At 71.6% G+C, this 21,668-nt stretch carries 16 protein-coding genes and 2 tRNA genes; 5 read left to right on the top strand and 13 right to left on the bottom strand.

The features are described 5' to 3' along the window. Positions 1 to 85: 85 nt before the first annotated feature. From Q1A09_RS15585 to ndk, 4 genes are all read right to left on the bottom strand, one after another. On the bottom strand, positions 86 to 3,511 hold the full coding sequence (locus tag Q1A09_RS15585) for an Rne/Rng family ribonuclease (protein ID WP_299956653.1): 3,426 nt from the start codon (positions 3,509 to 3,511) through the stop codon (positions 86 to 88). 324 nt (positions 3,512 to 3,835) lie between these two features. After that, complete coding sequence (locus tag Q1A09_RS15580) at positions 3,836 to 4,603, bottom strand: TIGR03936 family radical SAM-associated protein (protein ID WP_299956650.1); 768 nt, start codon at positions 4,601 to 4,603, stop codon at positions 3,836 to 3,838. Beyond that, positions 4,603 to 6,588: a TIGR03960 family B12-binding radical SAM protein gene (locus Q1A09_RS15575; RefSeq protein ID WP_299956647.1), complete on the bottom strand. Its 1,986-nt coding sequence runs from the start codon at positions 6,586 to 6,588 to the stop codon at positions 4,603 to 4,605. The genes Q1A09_RS15580 and Q1A09_RS15575 overlap by 1 nt, the downstream gene beginning before the upstream one ends. 108 nt (positions 6,589 to 6,696) lie before the next feature. Beyond that, entirely contained in the window at positions 6,697 to 7,119 is a 423-nt protein-coding gene (gene ndk / locus Q1A09_RS15570) for a nucleoside-diphosphate kinase (protein ID WP_222193236.1), read from the bottom strand. Between the two features lie 72 nt (positions 7,120 to 7,191). Between ndk and Q1A09_RS15565 the strand changes: the two genes are divergently transcribed. Continuing rightward, the gene (locus Q1A09_RS15565) at positions 7,192 to 7,413 is read left to right on the top strand and encodes a helix-turn-helix domain-containing protein (RefSeq protein ID WP_222193235.1); all 222 of its coding nucleotides are present in this window, start codon (positions 7,192 to 7,194) and stop codon (positions 7,411 to 7,413) included. Position 7,414: 1 nt separating this feature from the next. Beyond that, on the top strand, positions 7,415 to 7,951 hold the full coding sequence (locus Q1A09_RS15560; RefSeq protein WP_299956636.1) for a Clp protease N-terminal domain-containing protein: 537 nt from the start codon (positions 7,415 to 7,417) through the stop codon (positions 7,949 to 7,951). A gap of 26 nt (positions 7,952 to 7,977) precedes the next feature. Here Q1A09_RS15560 and Q1A09_RS15555 read toward each other — a convergent pair whose 3' ends face one another. The 3 genes from Q1A09_RS15555 to Q1A09_RS15545 form a co-directional block, all read right to left on the bottom strand. Next, the gene (locus Q1A09_RS15555) at positions 7,978 to 8,253 is read right to left on the bottom strand and encodes a hypothetical protein (protein ID WP_299956633.1); all 276 of its coding nucleotides are present in this window, start codon (positions 8,251 to 8,253) and stop codon (positions 7,978 to 7,980) included. 134 nt (positions 8,254 to 8,387) lie between these two features. Next, positions 8,388 to 8,774 (bottom strand): DUF4233 domain-containing protein, encoded by a 387-nt coding sequence (locus tag Q1A09_RS15550; protein WP_299956630.1) that lies wholly within the window; start codon positions 8,772 to 8,774, stop codon positions 8,388 to 8,390. Then, a complete protein-coding gene (locus Q1A09_RS15545) occupies positions 8,771 to 10,168 on the bottom strand; it encodes a folylpolyglutamate synthase/dihydrofolate synthase family protein (protein ID WP_299956627.1) in 1,398 nt (465 codons plus the stop codon). The genes Q1A09_RS15550 and Q1A09_RS15545 overlap by 4 nt, the downstream gene beginning before the upstream one ends. 19 nt (positions 10,169 to 10,187) lie before the next feature. Here Q1A09_RS15545 and valS point away from each other — a divergent pair, with 19 nt between their 5' ends. Both valS and Q1A09_RS15535 read left to right on the top strand, forming a co-directional pair. Further along, positions 10,188 to 12,776: a valine--tRNA ligase gene (gene valS / locus Q1A09_RS15540; RefSeq protein ID WP_299956624.1), complete on the top strand. Its 2,589-nt coding sequence runs from the start codon at positions 10,188 to 10,190 to the stop codon at positions 12,774 to 12,776. Positions 12,777 to 12,898: 122 nt separating this feature from the next. Continuing rightward, the gene (locus Q1A09_RS15535; protein WP_299956621.1) at positions 12,899 to 13,816 is read left to right on the top strand and encodes a DUF559 domain-containing protein; all 918 of its coding nucleotides are present in this window, start codon (positions 12,899 to 12,901) and stop codon (positions 13,814 to 13,816) included. 60 nt (positions 13,817 to 13,876) lie between these two features. Here the strand turns inward: Q1A09_RS15535 and clpX are convergent, their stop codons facing one another. From clpX to Q1A09_RS15510, 5 genes are all read right to left on the bottom strand, one after another. Then, entirely contained in the window at positions 13,877 to 15,151 is a 1,275-nt protein-coding gene (gene clpX / locus Q1A09_RS15530; RefSeq protein ID WP_299956618.1) for an ATP-dependent Clp protease ATP-binding subunit ClpX, read from the bottom strand. A 347-nt stretch (positions 15,152 to 15,498) separates the two neighbouring features. Continuing rightward, positions 15,499 to 16,137 (bottom strand): ATP-dependent Clp protease proteolytic subunit, encoded by a 639-nt coding sequence (locus tag Q1A09_RS15525; RefSeq protein WP_299956615.1) that lies wholly within the window; start codon positions 16,135 to 16,137, stop codon positions 15,499 to 15,501. 2 nt (positions 16,138 to 16,139) lie between these two features. After that, entirely contained in the window at positions 16,140 to 16,733 is a 594-nt protein-coding gene (locus Q1A09_RS15520) for an ATP-dependent Clp protease proteolytic subunit (protein ID WP_299956938.1), read from the bottom strand. Between the two features lie 370 nt (positions 16,734 to 17,103). Continuing rightward, positions 17,104 to 18,540, bottom strand: a complete 1,437-nt coding sequence (gene tig, locus Q1A09_RS15515) for a trigger factor (RefSeq protein ID WP_299956613.1) — start codon at positions 18,538 to 18,540, stop codon at positions 17,104 to 17,106. 93 nt (positions 18,541 to 18,633) lie between these two features. After that, positions 18,634 to 18,707 (bottom strand) — tRNA-Pro (locus Q1A09_RS15510). Between the two features lie 75 nt (positions 18,708 to 18,782). Between Q1A09_RS15510 and Q1A09_RS15505 the strand changes: the two genes are divergently transcribed. After that, positions 18,783 to 18,856 (top strand) — tRNA-Gly (locus tag Q1A09_RS15505). A 665-nt stretch (positions 18,857 to 19,521) separates the two neighbouring features. Here the strand turns inward: Q1A09_RS15505 and Q1A09_RS15500 are convergent. After that, complete coding sequence (locus Q1A09_RS15500; RefSeq protein WP_299956610.1) at positions 19,522 to 21,591, bottom strand: hypothetical protein; 2,070 nt, start codon at positions 21,589 to 21,591, stop codon at positions 19,522 to 19,524. Positions 21,592 to 21,668: the final 77 nt, after the last annotated feature.

The raw sequence follows: 21,668 nt of genomic DNA, 5'->3' as shown, positions 1-21,668 counted from the left end.
GTACCCGAGTCCCCGAGCGCGGGTCGAACGTGGTCTGTCTGCCGGCCCCCGCCATCGGGGGCCGGCGTGACCGGCGGCGGGCCGGTCAGGAGGCCGGCGGACCGGCCGGCCGCGACGCCGCCCGGCGCCGCCGCGGCCGGGCCACCGGCGGTGCGTCCTCGGTCACCGGCTCGGCGACCGGCTGCGGCGCCACGACGACGGCCGGCTCCGGTGCCTCCGGCTCCACCGGGGCCGGCGCACCGGACGGCGCCTCGGCCTCGGAGACCGCGGTGGCCAGCAGCGTGTCCGGGGTCGCGGACTCCGAGGTCGTGGACTCCAGAGCCTCTGCTCCTGCCGGCTCCGGCTGCCCGGCCACGGCCGTCTCCGGCTGCTCGGTCACCGTCTCGTCGGCGCCGGTGGCGTCCTCGGCCGCGGCCCGGGCCTCGGCGGACTGCCCGCGCCCACGACGTCCCCGACCACGGCTGCGGCCGCGGCCGCTCGCGGTGGCGTCCCCGGGCTCCTCGGTCGGCTCGACCGCGTCCTCCGGCGCCGGCGCGGTGCCGACCGCGCTGCCCTGCAGGGCCATGGCGTCGGCGACGTCCCAGCCGGCGGCCGGGTCGACCCGGCGCGAGGACTCCCCCGCACCCGCCGGCTCGGCGGCCGGTGCGCCGGCGCCGTCCGCGACGGCCATCACCTCGTCGGCCGGGGCCGCGTCGGCCGGAGTCGTGTCGGCCGGAGTCCTGTCGGTCGCCGTCCCACCGGCGCGGGCGTCGGAACGCCCGCCACGGCGACGACTGCTGCGCGAGCCGCGCTCCTGCGGCGCCTCGTCGGCCGCCACGGCGTCCTCGACGGCACCGCCGCGGCGGTTGCCGGCGCCCACGGTCGACGCGACGGGTCCGGCGTCCCTCGTGCCCTCGTCCGCCGGCCCCGCGTTCCGGCCGGACCCGTTGCCCGCGTCCTTGGCGGAACCGTTGCCCGCGTCCTTGGCGGAACCGTTGCCCGCGTCCTTGCCGGACCCGTTGCCCGCGTCCTTGGCGGAACCGTTGCCCGACTCGTTGGCGGAGCCGTCGCCCGAGTCCTTGCCCGAGTCCTTGGCGGAGCCGTTGCCGGGCTCCTGGCTCCCGCGGTTCCGGCCACCACCGTTGCCGCCGCCGTTGCCGCCGGAGCGCTTCTTGTCGTCGACCGGGTCGATCTGCACCAGCACGCCGCGACCGCGGCAGTGCTCGCACGGCTCGGAGAAGACCTCGAGCAGGCCCTGGCCGACCCGCTTGCGGGTCATCTGCACCAGGCCCAGCGAGGTGACCTCGGCGACCTGGTGCTTGGTGCGGTCCCGGCCCAGGCACTCGGTGAGCCGCCGCAGCACGAGGTCGCGGTTGCTCTCCAGGACCATGTCGATGAAGTCGATGACGATGATCCCGCCGATGTCCCGCAGCCGGAGCTGGCGGACGATCTCCTCGGCGGCCTCGATGTTGTTCCGGGTGACCGTCTGCTCGAGGTTGCCGCCCGAACCGACGAACTTGCCGGTGTTGACGTCGACGACGGTCATGGCCTCGGTGCGGTCGATGACCAGCGAGCCGCCCGAGGGCAGCCAGACCTTGCGGTCCAGGGCCTTCATCAGCTGCTCGTCGATCCGCAGGTCGCGGAAGACGTCGCCGGTGCCGGTGTAGCGCTGCAGCCGCTGCGACAGCTCCGGGGAGACGTGCGCGACGTAGGCCTCGACCGTGTCCCAGGCGGCGTCCCCCTGCACGACCAGCCGCTTGAAGTCCTCGTTGAACACGTCGCGGATGACCCGGATCGCCAGGTCCGGCTCGCCGTAGAGCAGCGTCGGCGCGTTGCTGGTCGAGGACGCCTTGGTCTGGATGACCTCCCACTGCGCCTGCAGCCGGGCCACGTCGCGGGTGAGTTCCTCCTCCGAGGCGCCCTCCGCCGCGGTCCGGATGATCACGCCGGCGTCCTCGGGGACGATCTTCTTGAGGATGTCCTTGAGCCGGGTGCGCTCCTTGTCCGGCAGCTTCCGGCTGATCCCGGTCATCGAGCCACCGGGCACGTAGACCAGGAAGCGGCCGGGCAGGTTGACCTGCTGGGTCAGCCGGGCGCCCTTGTGACCGATCGGGTCCTTGGTCACCTGGACCAGGACCTTGTCACCGGACTTGAGCGCGGTCTCGATGGAGCGGGACTTGCCGGACAGCCCGGCGGCGTCCCAGTTGACCTCACCGGCGTACAGGACGGCGTTGCGGCCCTTGCCGATGTCGATGAAGGCCGCCTCCATGCTGGGCAGCACGTTCTGCACCCGGCCGAGGTAGACGTTGCCGGCGAAGGACGTCGCCTGCGCCTGGGTGACGTAGTGCTCGACCAGGACGTCGTCCTCGAGGACGGCGATCTGGGTGCGCTCGCCCTGCTGCCGGATGACCATGGCGCGGTCGACGGCCTCGCGGCGGGCCAGGAACTCCGACTCGGACAGGATCGGCGCGCGGCGGCGACCGCCGTCCCGGCCCTCGCGGCGGCGCTGGCGCTTGGCCTCCAGCCGGGTGGAACCGGCCACCCCACGGACGTCGTCGTCGCTGGAGGTACGGCCGTTGCGGCCCGCCCGCTCCGGCCGGTCGTCGGCGTCCTCGGTGCTCTCGTCGCTGCCGGCCTCGGCGCTGCTGCCCCGGCGACGACGGCGCCGCCGGCGGCGGGTGCTGGAGCCGGAGCCGCCCTCGGTGGCGTCGTCCTCCTCGTCGGACCCGCCCTCCGCGTCGCCGGACTCGTCCGGCTCGTCGGCGGTGCCGGCGTCGGACTCGGCCGGGCCGTCGGTGTCGTCCTCGGTGTCGGTGGCGTCCTCGCCCGTGCGGCCGCGGCCGCGGCCACGGCGGCCGCGGCGACGGCGGCGGCTGCCCGAGGCGCCCTCCTCACCGTCCCGGTCGTCGGTGTCCTCGGAGTCCCGCTCGTCGGTGTCGGTGTCGGTGTCCTCGGCCTCGGGGTCGGAAGCCGGTGCGTCCTCGGCGGCGGCACGGCGACGGCTCCGGGACCGGCGCGGCGGGCCCTGCTCGTCGTCCCGGTCGTCCCGGCCCTGCTCCGCGGGCGGGGTCACGGCGTCCGTGGGCTCGGCGGGCGACTCCGCCACTGCCCGGCGGCTGCGCCGGCGGGGCGGTACGACGTCGGCCTCGGGGGCCACGAAGGACACGAAGGCGGGGGCGGTCGGGGCGACCGGCGCCGGCGGTGCCACGGAGTCGGGGTCCGCGGCCAGGGCCGGCCGGGTGGCCCGGCGCCGCGGGCGGGCGGTGACGGTGGTGGGCTCCGGGGAGCTGAACTGGGCCCCGAAGCGGGGCAGCTCGGGCTCAGGCTCGGGCTCGGGGGCGGACGGGGCCTCCTCGGCCGCGAGACCGGTGAGGGTCTCCTCGTCCTCCTCGGGGGCGGCCTCCGGGTCCTGCCCCTCGGGGGCCTCCTCGACGGGGGGTGCCCCGAGCAGCTCGGCGGGGTCCGGAGCTCCCGCGGTCACGTCCCCGGTCGCGGTGGTGTCGCTGCTGTCACTGTCGATGCGGTCGGCCACGAAGGGCTCGCCTCCTGTGCGTTCCCGGGCGCCGATCGTCTCCGACTGGCGGCCGCGCAGGAACGGGGTTGGGCGGGTCGGGCGGCCGCTGCGCGGCAGTTGTGCCCGGCCCGCGAAGTCTGGGTGCGCGCCCCGGCCGGTGCGGCTGGGGCCCGGTGGTGCTGCGTGCTGTACGCGGGTGGTGCAGTGGATCGAAGGGTGCGGTGGAGCGAAGAGTGCGGTGGAGCTCAAGACTGCGATGGAGCGAAGACAGGGCGGTGCAGGTGCGCCACGGCTGGCAGACGTGTCGCAGGCGACGAGCGCCCGGCCTCCGGCTCCGCTGGATCAGACCTGCGCGCGCTCCTCCTGGCAGCAGGAGCGCACCGCACGGTCGGGTCCGAGCGGATCGGCGACGTCACCGCTGTCGTCGAGCCGGCCCTGCGCCTCACGCACGGCCCTCACGGGCAACGGCGGGCGCAGGTCGGCGACGGCAGCCAGAGCGGCCATCACGTCGTCCGGTCGCACTGTCGGCGTGAGCTGACGTACGACCACGTGCAGTATGGCACAACCTGCCTCCACGGCCACGGCTGCGCTGACCACCGCGGCCCGTGCGTCGACGTCCCGGGTGCCGTTCTTGGTGCGCTTGGTGACCGTCACCGTCTCGGCCGCCAGCAGGGCCTGCACGGCCCGGGCCAGCTCGTCGCCGTCCACCCCGGGCAGGTCGATCCGCCAGCGGGTGGCGTCGAGCCGGTCGGCCAGCGAGCCGGTCCCCTCCCCCGCCTCGACGCACTCCAGCACGTCGATCCCCGGCGGGAGCGAGGCGTCCAGGGCGGCCCGCACCTGCTCCGGGTCGCGACGCTGGGAGAGCCCGATCTCGAAGTACTCCGCCTCGGAGGCCGCACCGGTCGGCGCGGCCCCCATGTAGGAGATCTTCGGGTGCGGGCTGAAGCCGGCGGAGAACGCCATCGGCACCTGGGCGCGGCGCAACGCCCGCTCCAGCGCCCGCGCCAGGTCGCGGTGCGAGGCGAACCGCAGCGGCCCGCGCTTGGTGTAGCGCAGCCGGAGCTTCTGGACGGTGGGCGGCGGCGGGGGCCCGTCGGGCTGGCGGGCCATCAGTGCGTGTGGACGGGGTCGGTCGCCGCCGCGTCGACGTCCACGTCGACCTGCGGGCGCGCCCCCACCACCGACAGCGGGATCAGGCTGCGTCCGGTGGGGCCGATCTGGATCTCGGTGCCCATCGTCGGGCAGACACCGCAGTCGTAGCAGCCGGTCCAGCGGCAGTCGCCGACCTCGTCCTCGCTGATCGCGTCCTGCCAGTCGTCCCAGAGCCACTCCTTGTCCAGCCCGGAGTCCAGGTGGTCCCAGGGCAGCACCTCGTGCTCGGTGCGCTCCCGGGTGGTGTACCAGTCCAGGTCCAGGCCGAACGCGGCCAGCTCCTCGGCGGCGGCCGTCGTCCACCGCTGGAAGCTGAAGTGCTCGCTCCAGCCGTCGAAGTGCCCGCCGTCGCGCCAGACCCGCTCGATGACCCGGCCGACCCGGCGGTCGCCGCGGGACAGCAGTCCCTCGATCACGCCGGGCTTGCCGTCGTGGTACCGCAGTCCGATCGAGCGGCCGATCCGGCGGTCGGCGTTGATCGCCTCACGCAGGATCCGCAGCCGGTGGTCGATCGTCTCCGCACTCGCCTGCGCGGCCCACTGGAACGGGGTGTGCGGCTTGGGCACGAAGCCACCGATGGAGACGGTGCAGCGGATGTCCTTGCTGCCGCTGGCCTCCCGGCCGGCGCGGATGACCTCGACCGCCAGCTCGGCGATCTCCAGCACGTCCTCGTCGGTCTCGGTGGGCAGGCCGCACATGAAGTAGAGCTTCACCTGCCGCCAGCCGTTGGCGTAGGCCGTGGTGACCGTGCGGACCAGGTCCTCCTTGGACACGGTCTTGTTGATCACCCGGCGGATCCGCTCGCTGCCGCCCTCGGGGGCGAAGGTCAAGCCGGAGCGGCGGCCGTTGCGGGAGAGCTCGTTGGCCAGCGTCACGTTGAACGCGTCGACGCGGGTGGACGGGAGCGAGAGGCCGGTGTTGGTGCCCTCGTACCGGTCGGCGAGCTCCTTGGCCAGCTGGCCGATCTCGGAGTGGTCGGCGCTGCTCAGCGAGAGCAGGCCCACCTCCTCGTAACCGGTGGCCTTGAGCCCGGCGTCGACCATCGAGCCGATGCCGGTGATCGTCCGCTCGCGCACCGGGCGGGTGATCATCCCGGCCTGGCAGAACCGGCAACCCCGGGTGCAGCCGCGGAAGATCTCCACGCTCATCCGCTCGTGCACGCTCTCCGCCAGCGGCACCAGCGGCTGCTTCGGGTAGGGCCACTCGTCGAGGTCCATCACGGTTCGCTTGCCGACCCGCGGCGGGACGTCGTCCCGGGTGCGGAGCACCTCGGCGATCGTGCCGTCCGCGCCGTACGTGACGGCGTAGAAGCGGGGCACGTAGACGCCCTCGACCCGGGCGAGCCGGGCCAGCAGCTCCACGCGCCCGCCGGGGCGGCCCTGCTCCTTCCAGGCGGCGACCACGTCGGTGATGTCACCGACGACCTGCTCACCGTCGCCGAGCACGGCACAGTCGACGAAGTCGCTGACCGGCTCGGGGTTGAAAGCGGCGTGCCCGCCGGCGACGACCACCGGGTGGCTCTCGTCGCGGTCGACCGCGTGCAGCGGGACGCCGGCGAGGTCGAGGGCCTCGAGCAGGTTGGTGTAGCCCAGCTCGGTGGCGAAGCTGACGCCCAGCAGGTCGAACTCGCGCACCGGGCGGTGGGCGTCGACGGTGAACTGGCCGACGCCGTGCTCGCGCATCAGCCCGGCGAGGTCCGGCCAGACGGCGTAGGTGCGCTCGGCCAGGGCGTCCGGGCGCTCGTTGAGCACCTCGTACAGGATCATGAGGCCCTGGTTGGGCAGCCCGACCTCATAGGCGTCGGGGTACATCAGCGCCCAGTGGACGGCGACGTCGTCCCACGGCTTGATCTGGGCGTTGAGCTCTCCACCGACGTACTGGATCGGCTTCGCCACCTGGGCGAGCAGCGGCTCGAGACGGGGGTACAGGGACTCGACAGTCATGACCCGCCCAGGGTAGCCGCCCGCCCCGGCGGCCATGTCGGCGAACATGGCCGCCGGAGGCGTCGGGGTGGCCGACGCGCCGGGTACGCCGACGTGACCGCCGGGGCGTCAGCCCAGCTGGGGGAAGAAGAGCGCGATCTCGCGCGCGGCGGACTCGGGCGAGTCCGAGCCGTGCACGATGTTCGACTGGACCTCCAGGGCGAAGTCGCCGCGGATCGTGCCGGGGGCGGCCTTCACCGGGTCGGTGGCGCCGGCCAGCGCGCGGAAGGCCTCGATGGCCCGCGGGCCCTCGACGACCAGCGCGAGCAGCGGTGCGCTGGTGATGAACTCGACCAGCGAGCCGAAGAACGGCCGCTCGCGGTGCTCGGCGTAGTGCTCCTCGGCGACCTCGGTGGTCAGGGTGCGCAGCTCGGCGGCGACCAGGCGCAGGCCCTTGGCCTCCAGTCGGGCGACGACCTGGCCGACCAGGCCACGGGCGACACCATCGGGCTTGACCAGGACCAGCGAACGCTCAGCAGTGGGTGCAGACACGGCCGGGAGCGTACGGGACCACCCGTGTCAACTCCGGTTGACAGCCCGCACCCGTCAACCTACGTTGACGGCATGGCCTCTCCCACCGACGTCACCACCGCCGCCGCGGCCGACGACCCGGACACCGGGCTGCGCGCCATCCGCGCCCTGCGCGACCTCGCCGACCGGCTCGAGGTGCTCCAGGTCGGCAACGCCCGGGCGCGCGGCTGGTCGTGGCAGCAGATCGCCGACGCCCTCGGCGTCAGCAGGCAGGCCGTCCACAAGAAGCACGCAACCTCGCGAAGGGACCGCTGACGTGTTCGAGCGTTTCACCCGAGAGGCCCGCCAGGTCGTCGTCATGGCCCAGGTGCAGGCCCGCTGGCTGCACGCCGCGCGGATCGAGCCGGTGCACCTCCTGCTGGCCCTGACCGCCGACCCCGGTAGAGGGGGCCAGGTGCTGCGGGCGACCGGCGTCGACCTCGGATCCGTCGAGTCGGCCCTGGCCCGCTCGAACGGTGCGCTGGACGCCGATGCGCTGGCCGCCGTGGGCATCGACCTCGACCAGGTGCGCGCCGCCGCCGAGTCCGCCTTCGGGGCCGGTGCCCTGGACCGCGGGAGCCGCGAGCCGGCCGGGCACATCCCCTTCGCCGACGGCAGCAAGCGCGCCCTGGAGGAGGCACTGCGGCACGTGCTCCGCTCGAGGCTGCGCCGTCGTGCCCGGGCCATCGACACCGGGGCGGTGCTCGCCGGACTGCTGACGGTCGGCGACCCGGTGGTCGTGCGGGTGCTCCAGCAGGTGGGCACCGACAGTGACCGGCTCCGGGGCCAGCTCGGGGACGCCTCCGCGGCGTGACCACGGCCCCGCCGCGGGGCCGTGGTTCAGCGGGTCAGGTCGAGGCGGGCCATGTGCCGCCAGAGCTCCTGGTCCTTCTCGCTGAGCCCGTTCCAGCAGTCGTAGCTGGCCCGGGCGTGCAGCTCGCGGGCGTGCCGGTCCACGGCGTCCTCGCCCACCCGGTGCCGGACCCGCGCGGCGTAGGAGACGATCGTCGTGCTGATCGGCCCCGCCAGCGGGATGGCCGGGTCGACGTCCTGGCCTGAGCGCTTCCTGGGCTTGCCGTCGTGGTGTCCGGCGCAGCAGCGGCTGTGGTCACTCATCGCCGTCCTCCTGTCCCTCGGCTCTCCGCGCGACGCGTCCGTGCGTCACTGCTGGGGAGTTCGGCAAGCCTCGCCCGCCGGTGCAGCCGAGCGCACCGCGGACCCCCCGATCGGATGAGCCGGCGGAGCCGCCGTCACTCAGCGGCAGGCGGGGGTGCGGCCGGCGGCGGGCCGAGGGGCGAGCCCAGCAGGTCCTTGCGCACCTGGAGCAGGTAGAGCCAGATCAGCACGAAGACCCCGCCGACCAGCCACATGGCCGAGCTGAACAACCCGGTGATCAGCAGCGGCACCTGCAGCACGCTGCCGATCAGCAACCCCTGCGGCCGGCGCTGCACCCCGCTGGCCAGGATCAGCAGCACCGCCAGCACGATCAGGTAGCCCAGCCGGAAGCCGGTCAGCCCGTCGCCGCTCTGCGCGATGCCCCGCGGCACGAACAGGACGGCGATCCCCTCCAGCAGCAGGATCGCCGCCGCCGCGCCGCCCAGGGCCTTCCCGGCGCGCACCGGGTCGGGAGCGGTCATCGCGTCTTCCCGCCCAGCAGGGCGCGGGCCTCCCCTGCCGTGATCACGCTGCCGGTCACCAGCACGCCCGACCCGCCGAGGGCGTCGTCCGGGCCGGCCTCGGCCAGCTCGATCGCCGACTCGATGGCCTCGGTGAGCCGCGGGTGCACGCTGACCCGGTCGGCGCCGAACACGTCGACCGCGAGCGCGCCCAGCTCGTCGGCCGGGATCGCGCGCGGCGAGCTGCTCTGGGTGACCACCAGCTCGGCGCACAGCGGCTCGAGCTCGGCGAGCATGCCGCTGACGTCCTTGCCCTGGACGCAGCCGACGACCCCGACCAGCCGGGTGAAGTCGAAGGACTCGCGGACGGCCTCGACGGTGGCCCGCATGCCGGCGGGGTTGTGCGCGGCGTCGACCAGCACGGCCGGCGAGCTGCGCACCCGCTCCAGCCGGCCGGGCGACCGCACGGCGGCGAAGGACTCCCGGACGACGTCCTGGGCGACCACGCCGGTGGCCGCTCCGGCCCCGAGGAACGCCTCGACCGCGGCCAGCGCGACCGCCGCGTTCTGCGCCTGGTGCGCGCCGAACAGCGGCAGGTAGACCTCGTCGTACTCCCCGCCCAGGCCCTGCAGCCGCACCTGCTGGCCGCCGACGGCGACCCGGCGCTCCAGCACGCCGAACTCGGTGCCCTCGCGGGCCACGGTCGCGTCGACCTCGATCGCCCGCCGCACCAGCGCCTCCAGCGCGCCGGCCGGCTGGTGGGCCAGCACCGCGACGACGCCGCCGTCCGGGCGCCCGTCGGGCAGCACGGCGTCCGCGGCCGCCGGCTTGATGATCCCGGCCTTCTCGGTGGCGATCGTGGCGACGTCCGGGCCGAGGTACTCGGCGTGGTCCAGCGAGACCGGGGTGACCACGGCGACCCGGGCGTCGGCGACGTTGGTGGCGTCCCAGGTGCCGCCCATGCCGACCTCGATGACCGCGACGTCGACCGGCGCCTCGGCGAAGGCGGCGTAGGCCATCGCCACCATCACCTCGAAGAAGCTCATCGGGACGTCGCTGCCGGCGTCGACCATCTGCACGTAGGGCGCGATGTCGTCGTAGACCTCGACGAAGCGCTCGGCCGGCAGCGGCTCGCCGTCGAGCACGATCCGCTCGCGCATCGACTCCAGGTGCGGGCTGGTGAACCGACCGACCCGCAGGCCGAAGCCGCGCAGCAGCTCGTCGATCATGCGCGCCGTCGTCGTCTTGCCGTTGGTGCCGGTGACCTGGACGACCGGCATGGCGCGGTGCGGCGAACCCAGCAGGTCGACGAGGGCGGAGATGCGGGTGAGGGACGGCTCGAGCCGGGTCTCCGGCCAGCGCGCCAGGAGCGCCTGCTCGACCCGGGCCAGGTCACGGGAAAGGGAGGTGCTCATCGCTCTTAGGATGCCAGTCATGGTTGCCGACACCCGATCCCTGGACAGCACTCCCCCGGGGAGCACCGGCGGCGTACCCGAGAAGCCCTCGATCGACGGGCTGGAGGCCAAGTGGGTGGCCCGCTGGGCCGAGGGCGACACGTACGCCTTCGACCGCGACGCCGCGCTGTCCGCCCCCCGCGCCCAGACCTACGCGATCGACACCCCGCCGCCCACCGCGAGCGGCTCGCTGCACGTGGGCCACGTGTTCAGCTACACCCACACCGACATCGTCGCCCGCTACCAGCGGATGCGCGGCAAGCACGTCTTCTACCCGATGGGCTGGGACGACAACGGCCTGCCGACCGAGCGCCGGGTGCAGAACTACTACGGGGTGCGCTGCGACCCCTCGCTGCCCTACGACGACTCGTTCGAGCCACCGGAGAAGCCGGGCAAGGACCAGCAGCCGATCTCCCGGCGCAACTTCGTCGAGCTGTGCGAGCGGCTGACCGCCGTCGACGAGGCCGCGTTCGAGGAGCTGTGGCGCCGGGTCGGCCTGTCGGTCGACTGGACCAACGTCTACCGGACCATCTCGGAGTCCTCCCGGGCCACCGCGCAGAAGATGTTCCTGCACAACCTGGCCCGCGGTGAGGCCTACGCCCAGGAGGCGCCGACCCTCTGGGACGTCACCTTCCGCACCGCCGTCGCCCAGGCCGAGCTGGAGGACCGGGAGCGACCCGGCGCCTACCACCGGATCGGCTTCGCCGGCCCTTCCGGCGACCCGGTCTTCATCGAGACCACCCGGCCCGAGCTGCTGCCGGCCTGCGTCGCGCTGGTCGCGCACCCGGACGACGAGCGCTACCAGCCGTTGTTCGGGAAGACGGTCACCACTCCCCTGTTCGGCGTCGAGGTGCCCGTGGTCGCGCACCGGCTGGCCGAACCGGGCAAGGGCTCGGGCATCGCGATGATCTGCACCTTCGGCGACCTCAACGACGTCACCTGGTGGCGCGAGCTGCAGCTGCCCACCCGCCCCGTCATCGGCTGGGACGGCCGGTTCGTCGCCGAACCCCCGGCCGGGGTGCCCGCCGACGTGTACGCCGAGCTCGCCGGCAAGACCTCGTTCAGCGCGCAGCAGCGGATCGTCGAGCTGCTCCGTGAGTCCGGTGACCTGGTCGGTGACCCCAAGCCGATCACCCACCCGGTGAAGTTCTTCGAGAAGGGCGAGCGCCCGCTGGAGATCGTCACCACCCGGCAGTGGTACATCCGCAACGGCGGCCGGGACGGCGACCTGCGCGAGGCGCTGCTGGAGCGTGGCCGGGAGATCCAGTGGGTGCCCGAGCACATGCGGCACCGCTACGAGAACTGGGTCGAGGGCCTCAACGGCGACTGGCTGATCAGCCGGCAGCGGTTCTTCGGCGTGCCGTTCCCGGTCTGGTACTCCCTCGACGCCGAGGGCGAGCCCGACTACTCCGCGCCGATCCTGGCGCCGGAGTCGGCGCTGCCGGTCGACCCGTCCTCCGACGTCCCCGAGGGCTTCACCGCCGACCAGCGCGGCAAGCCGGGCGGCTTCATGGCCGACCCCGACGTGATGGACACCTGGGCGACCTCGTCGCTGTCGCCCCAGGTGGCCTCGGGCTGGGAGACCGACCCGGAGCTGTTCGCGCACGTCTTCCCGATGGACCAGCGGCCGCAGGCGCACGACATCATCCGCACCTGGCTGTTCTCCACCGTCGTCCGGGCGCACTTCGAGCACGGCTCGGTGCCGTTCACCCACGCCACCATCTCCGGCTTCGTGGTCGACCCCGACCGCAAGAAGATGTCGAAGTCCAAGGGCAACGCGACCACCCCGATCGACGTGCTGGAGCGGTACGGCACCGACGCGGTGCGCTGGCGCGCGGCCGGTGCCCGCCCGGGTGCCGACTCGCCGTTCGACGAGGCGCAGATGAAGGTCGGCCGCCGGCTGGCGATGAAGGTGCTCAACATCGGCAAGTTCGTGCTCGGCCTCGGTGCCTCCACCGACCTCTCGGCCGACGCGGTCACCGAGCCGATCGACCGGGGGCTGCTCGCCTCGCTGGCCCAGGTGGTCGACGAGGCCACCGCGGCGATGGAGGCCTACAACTACACCCGGGCGCTCGAGGTCACCGAGTCGTTCTTCTGGTCGTTCTGCGACGACTACGTGGAGCTGGTGAAGACCCGGGCGTACCAGTCCGACGCGGCCGCCGCCTCGGCGCAGGCCACGCTGGCGCTGGCCCTGTCGGTGCAGCTGCGGCTGCTCGCGCCGGTGCTGCCCTTCGTCACCGAGGAGGTCTGGTCCTGGTGGCAGACCGGCTCGGTGCACCGCGCGCTGTGGCCGACCGCGAGCGAGCTGCCGGCCGGCGGCGACCGGGCGGTGCCCACGGTGGCCGCCGAGGCCCTCGCGGCGGTGCGCAAGGCGAAGTCGGAGGCCAAGCAGTCGATGCGCGCCGACGTCGCCACGGCCACGGTGCACGCCCCGGAGGCGCAGGTGCCGCTGGTCGAGGCCGCCCGCCGCGACCTCGTGGACGCCGGCCGGATCCAGTCGCTCACCGTCGTCGCCGGAGACGCCCCGCTGCGCGTCGACGTCGTCCTCGCCGAGGTCCCGGAGGCCTGACCCCTCGGCTCTGAACGCCGGCGGCCCAGAACCCATCCGGTCTGGGCCGCCGGTGTTCAGTTCCCGACGGTCGTCCACAGGGACTCGACGCGGCGGCCGGGGGTTCGGGCAGCCTGCCCGGCATGTACGAGCTCGCCCCGCTGCTCCCCCACGGCGTCGCCCGCCGCGACGAGTTGACCCTCGCCACCAGCTCGAGCAGCGTGAGCCGCTGGCTCGACAGCGGCGAGCTGCTGCTCGCGCATGCGGGGGTGGTGGTCCTGCCGGATCGCGCCCGGGAGTGGTCGGTCAGGGCGCAGGCGGCCGCGCTCTGGGCACGCGGGCCGCTGAGCCACCTGTCCGCCCTGGCCGCGGCCGATCTCACCCCACCGCCCGCCGGGCCGATCCACGTGACCGTGCCGGCCGACCGGAACCCGCGGGGCTGCCGGGACGTGGTCGTCCACCGCTCGGAGTTGCCGATCGGCCCGACGGAGGGGTTCTCGCCACCCCGGCTGCCGGTCGCCCGCAGTCTGGTCGACGCCTGGGGCTGGGCACACTCCCCGCGTCGCAACCCGCGGGCAGACCAGGAGCAACCCCTCGTGCGGCACCTCCTCATCGAGTGCGTGCGCCAACGGGAGGTCCAGGTCGGTGACCTCCGGCGGGTGTCGGCCCGCCAGCTCGTGCACGGTGGGCGCAGTGCGTTCGGCTCGCTGCTCGACCTCGTGGAAGGCGGCTGCCAGAGCGAGCTGGAGGTCTTCGGGGTGACCCACGTGCTCCGGATCCCCGGCATCCCGGCGCCCGTGCAGCGACACCGGGTGTTCCTGCCCAGCGGCCGGTACGTGGACCTGGACGCCGCCTACCTGCAGGCGGAGGTCGGCGTCGAGCTGGACGGCGAGAGGTGGCACGGCAGCCGGGAGGCGCGCGAGCGTGACATGCGCAAGGACACCGCGCTGGCAGCTCTCGGCTGGGTCAGCCTGCGGTACAGCTACCACCGGCTGACCACGGAGCCGACGGCCTGCCAGCACGAGATCGAGACCGTCGTCCGGCGGCGACTGGGCCGTTGAACGGCCCCGTCCAGAGGCTCGCCCCGAGCGTGCGAGGGGTGAGGAGGACGGGGTCCTTCCTCAGGCGCTCTTCTCGCGGGGGGCGCGGGTGGGCTTGCGCGGGACGATCGTGGGGTTCACGTGCTCGAGGACGACGTCCTGGGTGATCACCACGGTGCCGACGTCCTCGCGGCTGGGCACGTCGTACATCACCGACTGGAGCACCTCCTCCATGATCGCGCGGAGGCCGCGGGCACCGGTGCCGCGCAGGATGGCCTGGTCGGCGATCGCCTCGAGGGCGTCGTCGGTGAACTCCAGCTCCACCCCGTCGAGCTCGAACAGCCGGCGGTACTGGCGCACCAGGGCGTTCTTCGGCTCGGTGAGGATGTTGATCAGCGCCTCGCGGTCCAGCTTCTGCACGCTGGTGATGACCGGCAGGCGGCCGATGAACTCGGGGATCATCCCGAACTTCATCAGGTCCTCGGGCATGACCTGGGCGAAGGCGTTGGCCTGCTCGATCTCGGCCTTGCCGCGCACCTCGGCGCCGAAGCCGATGCCCTGCTTGCCGGTGCGGGCCTCGATGACCTGGTCCAGCCCGGCGAAGGCACCACCCACGATGAACAGCACGTTGGTGGTGTCGATCTGGATGAACTCCTGGTGCGGGTGCTTGCGCCCACCCTGCGGCGGCACCGACGCCGTCGTCCCCTCGAGGATCTTCAGCAGCGCCTGCTGCACGCCCTCACCGGAGACGTCCCGGGTGATCGACGGGTTCTCGCTCTTGCGGGCGATCTTGTCGACCTCGTCGATGTAGATGATCCCGGTCTCGGCCCGCTTGACGTCGTAGTCGGCCGCCTGGATGAGCTTGAGGAGGATGTTCTCGACGTCCTCACCGACGTAGCCGGCCTCGGTCAGCGCCGTGGCGTCGGCGATGGCGAAGGGGACGTTCAGCATCCGGGCCAGGGTCTGCGCCAGGTGCGTCTTGCCGCAGCCGGTCGGCCCCATCAGCAGGATGTTGGACTTCGCGAGCTCGACGCCCTCGTCGCGGGCGGCGCGGTCACCGCCGGCCTGCACGCGCTTGTAGTGGTTGTAGACGGCGACGGCGAGCGTGCGCTTGGCCTGGTCCTGGCCGATCACGTACTGCTCGAGGAAGTCGTGGATCTCCTTGGGCTTGGGCAGCTCGTCGAACTTGAGGTCCGACGACTCCGAGAGCTCCTCCTCGATGATCTCGTTGCAGAGGTCGATGCACTCATCGCAGATGTAGACCCCGGGGCCAGCGATGAGCTTCTTGACCTGCTTCTGACTCTTCCCGCAGAAGGAGCACTTGAGCAGGTCGCCGCTCTCACCGATACGTGCCACCTGGCTGACCTCCACCTCGAGTGGGACGACGGAGTCGCCGTCCCCGGTATGTGCGTTCGTGTGCCCTCGTCGACGCCGTCGATGCGTGGCGTCCGTCGTCCCTGCGGTGTCGACCGGGGATCGGGTGTTCGCCGAACCTACCCGGCTGGTCCGACCTTCCGGGGCAGGAACTCACCCTGGTCGCCCGGCCCGCACCACCCGTCTCGGCACTCCCCCGTGACCCGGCGGAGACGCTGGCGCGGGCCGCCTGGACGGGTTGGGGAAACGGTACGGGCCGAGAGCGCGACACGCGCACCCTCGGCCCGCACCGGCCCCGTCGCCCCCCCCCCCCGTTCAGGGGGCGGGGTTCAGCCGGCCAGGTCGGGCAGCGCGTTGAGCTTGCGGCTGGTGACCACCTGGTCGACGATCCCGTACTCCTTGGCCTGTTCGGCCGTGAGGATCTTGTCGCGGTCGATGTCCTTGCGGACCTGCTCCTGGGTCTGGCCGGTGTGCCGGGCCAGGATGTACTCCATCTGGGTGCGCACGCGCTCGATCTCGTTGGCGTGGATCTCCAGGTCGGTCACCTGACCGCCGGCCTCGCCGGAGGGCTGGTGGATCAGCACCCGCGAGTACGGCAGCGCCAGGCGCTTGCCCTTGGTCCCGGCCGCGAGCAGGACGGCGGCCGCGGAGGCGGCCTGGCCCATGCAGACGGTCTGGATGTCGGGCCGGACGAACATCATCGTGTCGTAGATCGCCGTCAGCGCGGTGAACGAGCCACCGGGTGAGTTGATGTACATGGTGATGTCGCGGTCGGGGTCGTTGGACTCCAGCGTGATCAGCTGGGCCATCACGTCGTTGGCCGAGGCGTCGTCGACCTGCACCCCGAGGAAGATGATGCGCTCCTCGAAGAGCTTGTTGTACGGGTTCGACTCCTTCATGCCGTAGCTGGTGCGCTCGACGAAGGAGGGGAGGATGTACCGGCTCTGCGGCATCTGGAAGTCAGCCATGGTCACTTCTCCGGTCCGTCGGTGACCGGGTTGTCGGTCTGGGTCATGGTGTCGGCGCGGGTCACCACGTGGTCGACGAAGCCGTACTCGAGGGCCTCCTGCGCGGTGAACCAGCGGTCGCGGTCGGAGTCCTTCTCGATCTGCTCGACCGTCTGCCCGGTGAACTGGGCCTGCAGCTCGTTCAGCTGCTTCTTGGTGCTCCGGAACAGCTCGGCCTGGATGGCGATGTCGGAGGCGGTGCCACCGACGCCGGCGGAGGGCTGGTGCATCAGGATCCGGGTGTGCGGCAGCGAGTAGCGCTTGCCCTTGGTGCCGGCGGTCAGCAGGAACTGGCCCATGGAGGCGGCCAGGCCCATCGCGTAGGTGGCGACGTCGCAGTCGATGAACTGCATCGTGTCGAAGATCGCCATGCCGGCGGTCACCGAGCCACCGGGCGAGTTGATGTAGAGGTGGATGTCCCGGGTGGGGTCCTCCGCGGACAGCAGCAGCATCTGGGCGGCGAGCTGGTTGGCGATCACGTCGTCGACCTGGGTGCCGAGGAAGATGATCCGCTCACGCAGCAGGCGCTCGTAGACGGAGTCGTTCAGGTTCATCATCGACCCACCGGCGCGCAGCAGCGGCGCGCTCGGCGTGATCAGGTCTGGGTTGCTCACGGGTGCGGTGACCTCCGTAGGACTGCGGTGCAGTCGGTCTCGTGGAACGGGTTGGCCGGTGGTCGGGGGGCGGTCGGTGAGGCCGCGGACGGCCGGTCGGTGCCGGTCGCCAGTGCGGCCTCGTTCGATCGCCCATCAGGTTCTCCCGAGTGTCACGTCGACCCTAACGCGCACCCCCGACGGGTTCCTCCCGGTCCGGGCCGGTGTTCGCCCTGGGCGCAGCGTGCCCCGGAGGAGACCGGTGACCGGGTCCGCCAACGACAGCGCCGCCCACACCCGGGCGGGTGTGGGCGGCGCTGGTCAGCCGGGTGGATCAGGCCTTGTCGGTGCTGCCCTCGGCCTCGTCGACGGCGGACTCGCTGTCGGTGACGACCTCGTCGTCGCCGTCCGCGGCCGGCTCGTCGGACGCCGTGTCATCGGCGGCGACGGTGCGCGGGCGGAGCGCCTCCAGGTCGACGACGTTGCCCGACGCATCGGTGATCGTCGTCTGCTCGAGCAGCTGGGCCAGCGCCTTGGTGCGGCGCACGTCGGCGACGAACTCGGCGATGTTGTTGCCCTGCTGCAGCTGCTGGGCGTACTGCTCCGGGCTGACCCGGTTGCGCTGGGCCTGGGCCATGATCTGCGCCGACAGGTCCTCGTTGTCGACGGTGACCTCGCGGGCGTCGGCGATCGAGTCCAGGACGAACTGCGTCTTGACGGCCTTCTCGACGTTCTCGCGCATCTCCGCGTCGTAGGCCTCGCGGCTGTCGACCTCGGCCATCGAGAAGTAGGCGTCCCAGTCCATGCCGGCCTGCTGCAGCTCGCGCTCCATGGCCTGGCTGCGCCAGCTGAGCTCCTGCTCGACCAGCTTCTCCGGCACCGGGACCTCGATGGTCTCGAGCAGGTGCTCGACCAGCTTGTCGCGGGCCTGCGCCCCCTGCTGCAGCACCTTGGTCCGGGCCAGCCGGGTACGGACGTCCTCGCGCAGCTCGGCGAGGGTGTCGAACTCGCTGGCGATCGAGGCGAACTCGTCGTCCAGCTCGGGCAGCTCCTTGGCCTTGACCGAGCGGACCGTGACGGTCACCTCGGCCAGCTGACCGGCCTGGTCGCCGGCGAGCAGCTCGGTGGAGAAGGTGGCGCTCTCGTCGGCGGACAGCCCGCGGAGGGCCTCGTCCAGCCCGTTCATCAGGTTGCCGGCGCCCACCTCGTAGGACATGCCGGTGGTGCTGCCGTCCTCCAGGACCTCGCCGTCCAGCGTGGCCGCCAGGTCGATGGAGACGTAGTCGCCGTCCTCGGCGGCGCGCTCGACGCCGGCCAGGGTGGCGAAGCGCTCGCGCATGACGGAGACCTGCTGGTCGATCTCCTCGTCGGTGACCTCGACGTCGTCGACGGTCACGGCGAGCGCGTCCAGCGAGGGCAGCTCGAGGGTGGGGGCGACGTCGACCTCGGCGGTGAAGGCGAGGGCCTCGCCGTCCTCGAGGCGGGTGACCTCGACGTCGGGCTGGCTGATGACGCGGACCTGGTTCTCCCGGATCGCCTCGGAGTAGACCTCCGGGACGGCGTGCTGGACGACCTGCTCCAGGACGACCGGGCGGCCGATCCGCTGGTCGAGCACGCGGTTGGGGACCTTGCCGGGGCGGAAGCCGGGAACGCGCACCTGCTTGCCCAGCTCCTTGTAGACCTCACCGAAGGCGTGGTCCAGGTCGCTCCACGGCACCTCGATCGCGAGCCGGACCCGGGTCGGGCCCAGGTTCTCGATGGTGCTCTTCACAGCGGCGTGCTCCTCAGGTACGACGGGATGGGCGCGGCCTCCGTGGGACGGCGGCCGATCGTGCCCGCGAGTCTTCCAGACCTCGCGGCAGTGTCGGGGTGACAGGATTTGAACCTGCGGCCCCCTGCTCCCAAAGCAGGTGCGCTACCAAGCTGCGCTACACCCCGTGGCCACGGCGAGTCTAGGCCGACGGCCTGCGGACGCCACGGCGAGGGCACGGACTAGGCTGGCGCAGCACGCATGCGGGTGTAGCTCAATGGTAGAGCCCCAGCCTTCCAAGCTGGCCATGCCGGTTCGATCCCGGTCACCCGCTCCACGCATCGACCAGCTCGTATGCCCGTCTGCGCAGCTCAACGCGGCCTCGGCGCCACTCCTGTGCCCTGCCGGCGCTGACCCCTGTTGACCGCTGACTGCCCGCTTTGGCCGGTGCTTGAGGCACGCGTAAGGCACGACCCGAGTGCTTGCCGGCATGAGACTCCGAGTGGCAGGCGGGCATCAGCCGGCAGAGAAGGAGCGTCGAGCCGACCTCCGATCGTGCTGCGGAAGGCGCCATGCGGCCTACTGGGAACGGCTAGCGCTGGCACGGGCTGCCACCTCGCCGGGTGCCCAAGTCCTACGCGCTCACGCGGAACTGCGCAGGCTTCCCTCGCACTCGCCGCTTCTCCCTCACTGCCAGGCCGTCACGACCTCGCTCAGAAGATCTCGACCGTTCCGTAGGCCACTTGACGTGCCGTTCGTACGACCGCATACGCTGGTGCACCGGGGCGAAGGCGCACAAGTGCAACCAGAACCGCAACCACGTCGGCCTCGGCACCGCCGCCCATGCAAGGCCCTCCTTAAGCGACAAGTGGATGGCCGGGCGTCTGAATGTCCCTAACGGCCCGCCGCTGGGCCGCTCCCATGTCGAGGGACACGGTCCAGCCCTCGATGACAGTGGTTCCGGCCGAATACCGTCACGGCGAGTCGGCGTGCCCCTTCCGCCTACTTAGAGTTGGAAGGGTTGGTCCGACTTCCCGGCACAGCCACGTGAATGATGTGGCGCGGCTCCGGGTCGCCCTCAATGTCGAACGCGGTGTGGCCAATCAGTGATTTGATATGCGGCGGGGGACCGGTGGGGTCGAACGCCTTATGTCGCAGCGCGATGAGGAACCCGATGCGAACGTCATTACCCTGGTACGTCGCCGCCTGCTTCAAGTACGCAGTTCGATCACTCATCGGGAGCTTCGTACTGTCCACCTTCATCTCGACGTGGAGGGCAAAGGTACTAAACTTCAAACGAATGTCGACCCGACCCCCTCCGACATGCGACACTTCGTACTCGACCCGACTGCCGAGGTTACCGACAAGGTAGCCGTAGAGATCTTCGTGAATCGCGTCTTCGTTTGCCGCAACATCGAACAAGTAGCCGTAATGGCCAGCCGAAGATCCGGTTCTACTGGCTACGAAGTTGATGATGAGCAGTAAGACTTCGTCTACGGCCGACACAACCTCGTCTTTGTAATCAGGGCTCGTCGACAGCGCCGCGCGTAGCTTGTCGAATAGCTCCTGCTGCGCGAGGTTCAGGTGCGACCGTCCCGATGCAACGTGATCAAGTTGGTGTTCTATGGCGGCGAGCGTGTCCGGTGAGATTTGGGCGATCAGATCTTCGTCAATCGAGCCAGATGGGATCAATCGTCCAAGCAGAGGTGGCAGCGTCGAGGGCGGGACGCCGCGGACGGCTTTTCCCGGCGCCTCAACTCCCCTTGCTGCGCGTCGTGCCATCGCGATAATGCTGCGGGCAGCGTGGAGTTGAGTCGCCTCTTCATCGTCCTTATCGCCGCCACGTTGCGACTCAAGATCAGAGGCGTACTCCTCGAGGTTGCTCAGGTGGCTGGCGTTGCTGGCGAAGCCGTCGTCGATGACTGGCTGAATTAGGTCCTGCACACCGACGATTTCGGCGCCGCGGGTGCCGACGCGAAATGTTCTCGAGCTGACGTAGATGGCAAGGAGGTCGCGGACAACGATCTCAGCTTGATAGAAGCCATCCTTGCCGAGTTGACTGCCCATCCGTTCGAGGTCATCGGCGAGCGCGGACCAGGCACTGAGGGCCGCACGCTTGTTGTCGCCATACCAATGGTCCAAGCCGCTGGAGTCGACCCTGAATCTCAGAATCTGGTCGCGAACAACAGCGAGCGCGTTCGCCGAAAGCGGCGTTGTAGCCATTGCGCCCATCGCATCACTGGAGACAACGCCTTTGACCAGCTCGCCAAGAGCTTCGACGATGCCGAGCATCGGGGCAGCATCGGGCCGTTGGTGAGCGTTGGCGGCTACTCCGAAGAATCTAGCTGCGTCTTCGAGGTGCGGCGTCATGCCCTGCACCGAAGGCGCGCGCAACGATCGGAGCAGGGAAGCCATCGCAAGAACCCATGCGGCATCTGACTCCACGTCAGCTACGAGAGCGGGGTCACCACCGTCCACCGCGTCGACGCCACCGAGGACACGGACAACGTCGACCAGCGCGTCCGCTTCGGGCCAAACGTCAATGGCGGTGCTCACCGAACGGATGACTGCGCGCGACATGGGGGCGGTCGTCGGAGCGTTGAACTTCTGCAGCAGCGCCAACAGTGAGAAGTGTGATCCGTGCCCGGCAGCAACAAGACGGGTCATGGCCTCAAGAGCGTCCGCAGATGCCAGGTCGGCGAACGCTGGCGTTTCACGGGCAAGGAAGCCGGCGGCGATCGGCTCGAGCCCTGCGACGAGTTTGGCGCCGGCAGCCTGGGTGACGACAGCGCTGTCCAACAGCGCATCGAGCGAGTCCCGGAGGAGCGACGGCTGGGTAGTGGCGACCACAGCGTCGGCGATGGCTTCCGCGGCTGCAGCAGCGTCGGTGTCACCGGGCTGGGCCTCCCTGGCTACCAAGGCGGCGACGAGCGGAAGAACCGGTTGGCCAGTGAGGCTCGCGGCGTCCGAGGCGATCCTTGCCCATCCCCCGAGGTCGGTCACCACCGAATGTGGGAAGGGCCCGCCGCCGGCTTGCTGCGCGAGTGTCAGGACAGCCTCGGCGAGCGACACTGCACCGGTGTCACACATCTGGCCCCCTCCCGAATTTGGCCTGTTCGACCGACGGTCCTCGGGCCACCGACTTAGTC

It is taken from the genome of uncultured Modestobacter sp. (assembly GCF_947486615.1).
Taxonomy (GTDB): domain Bacteria; phylum Actinomycetota; class Actinomycetes; order Mycobacteriales; family Geodermatophilaceae; genus Modestobacter.
Note: the sequence above shows the minus strand (reverse complement) of the source record. Positions and strands in the feature narration are given on the sequence as shown.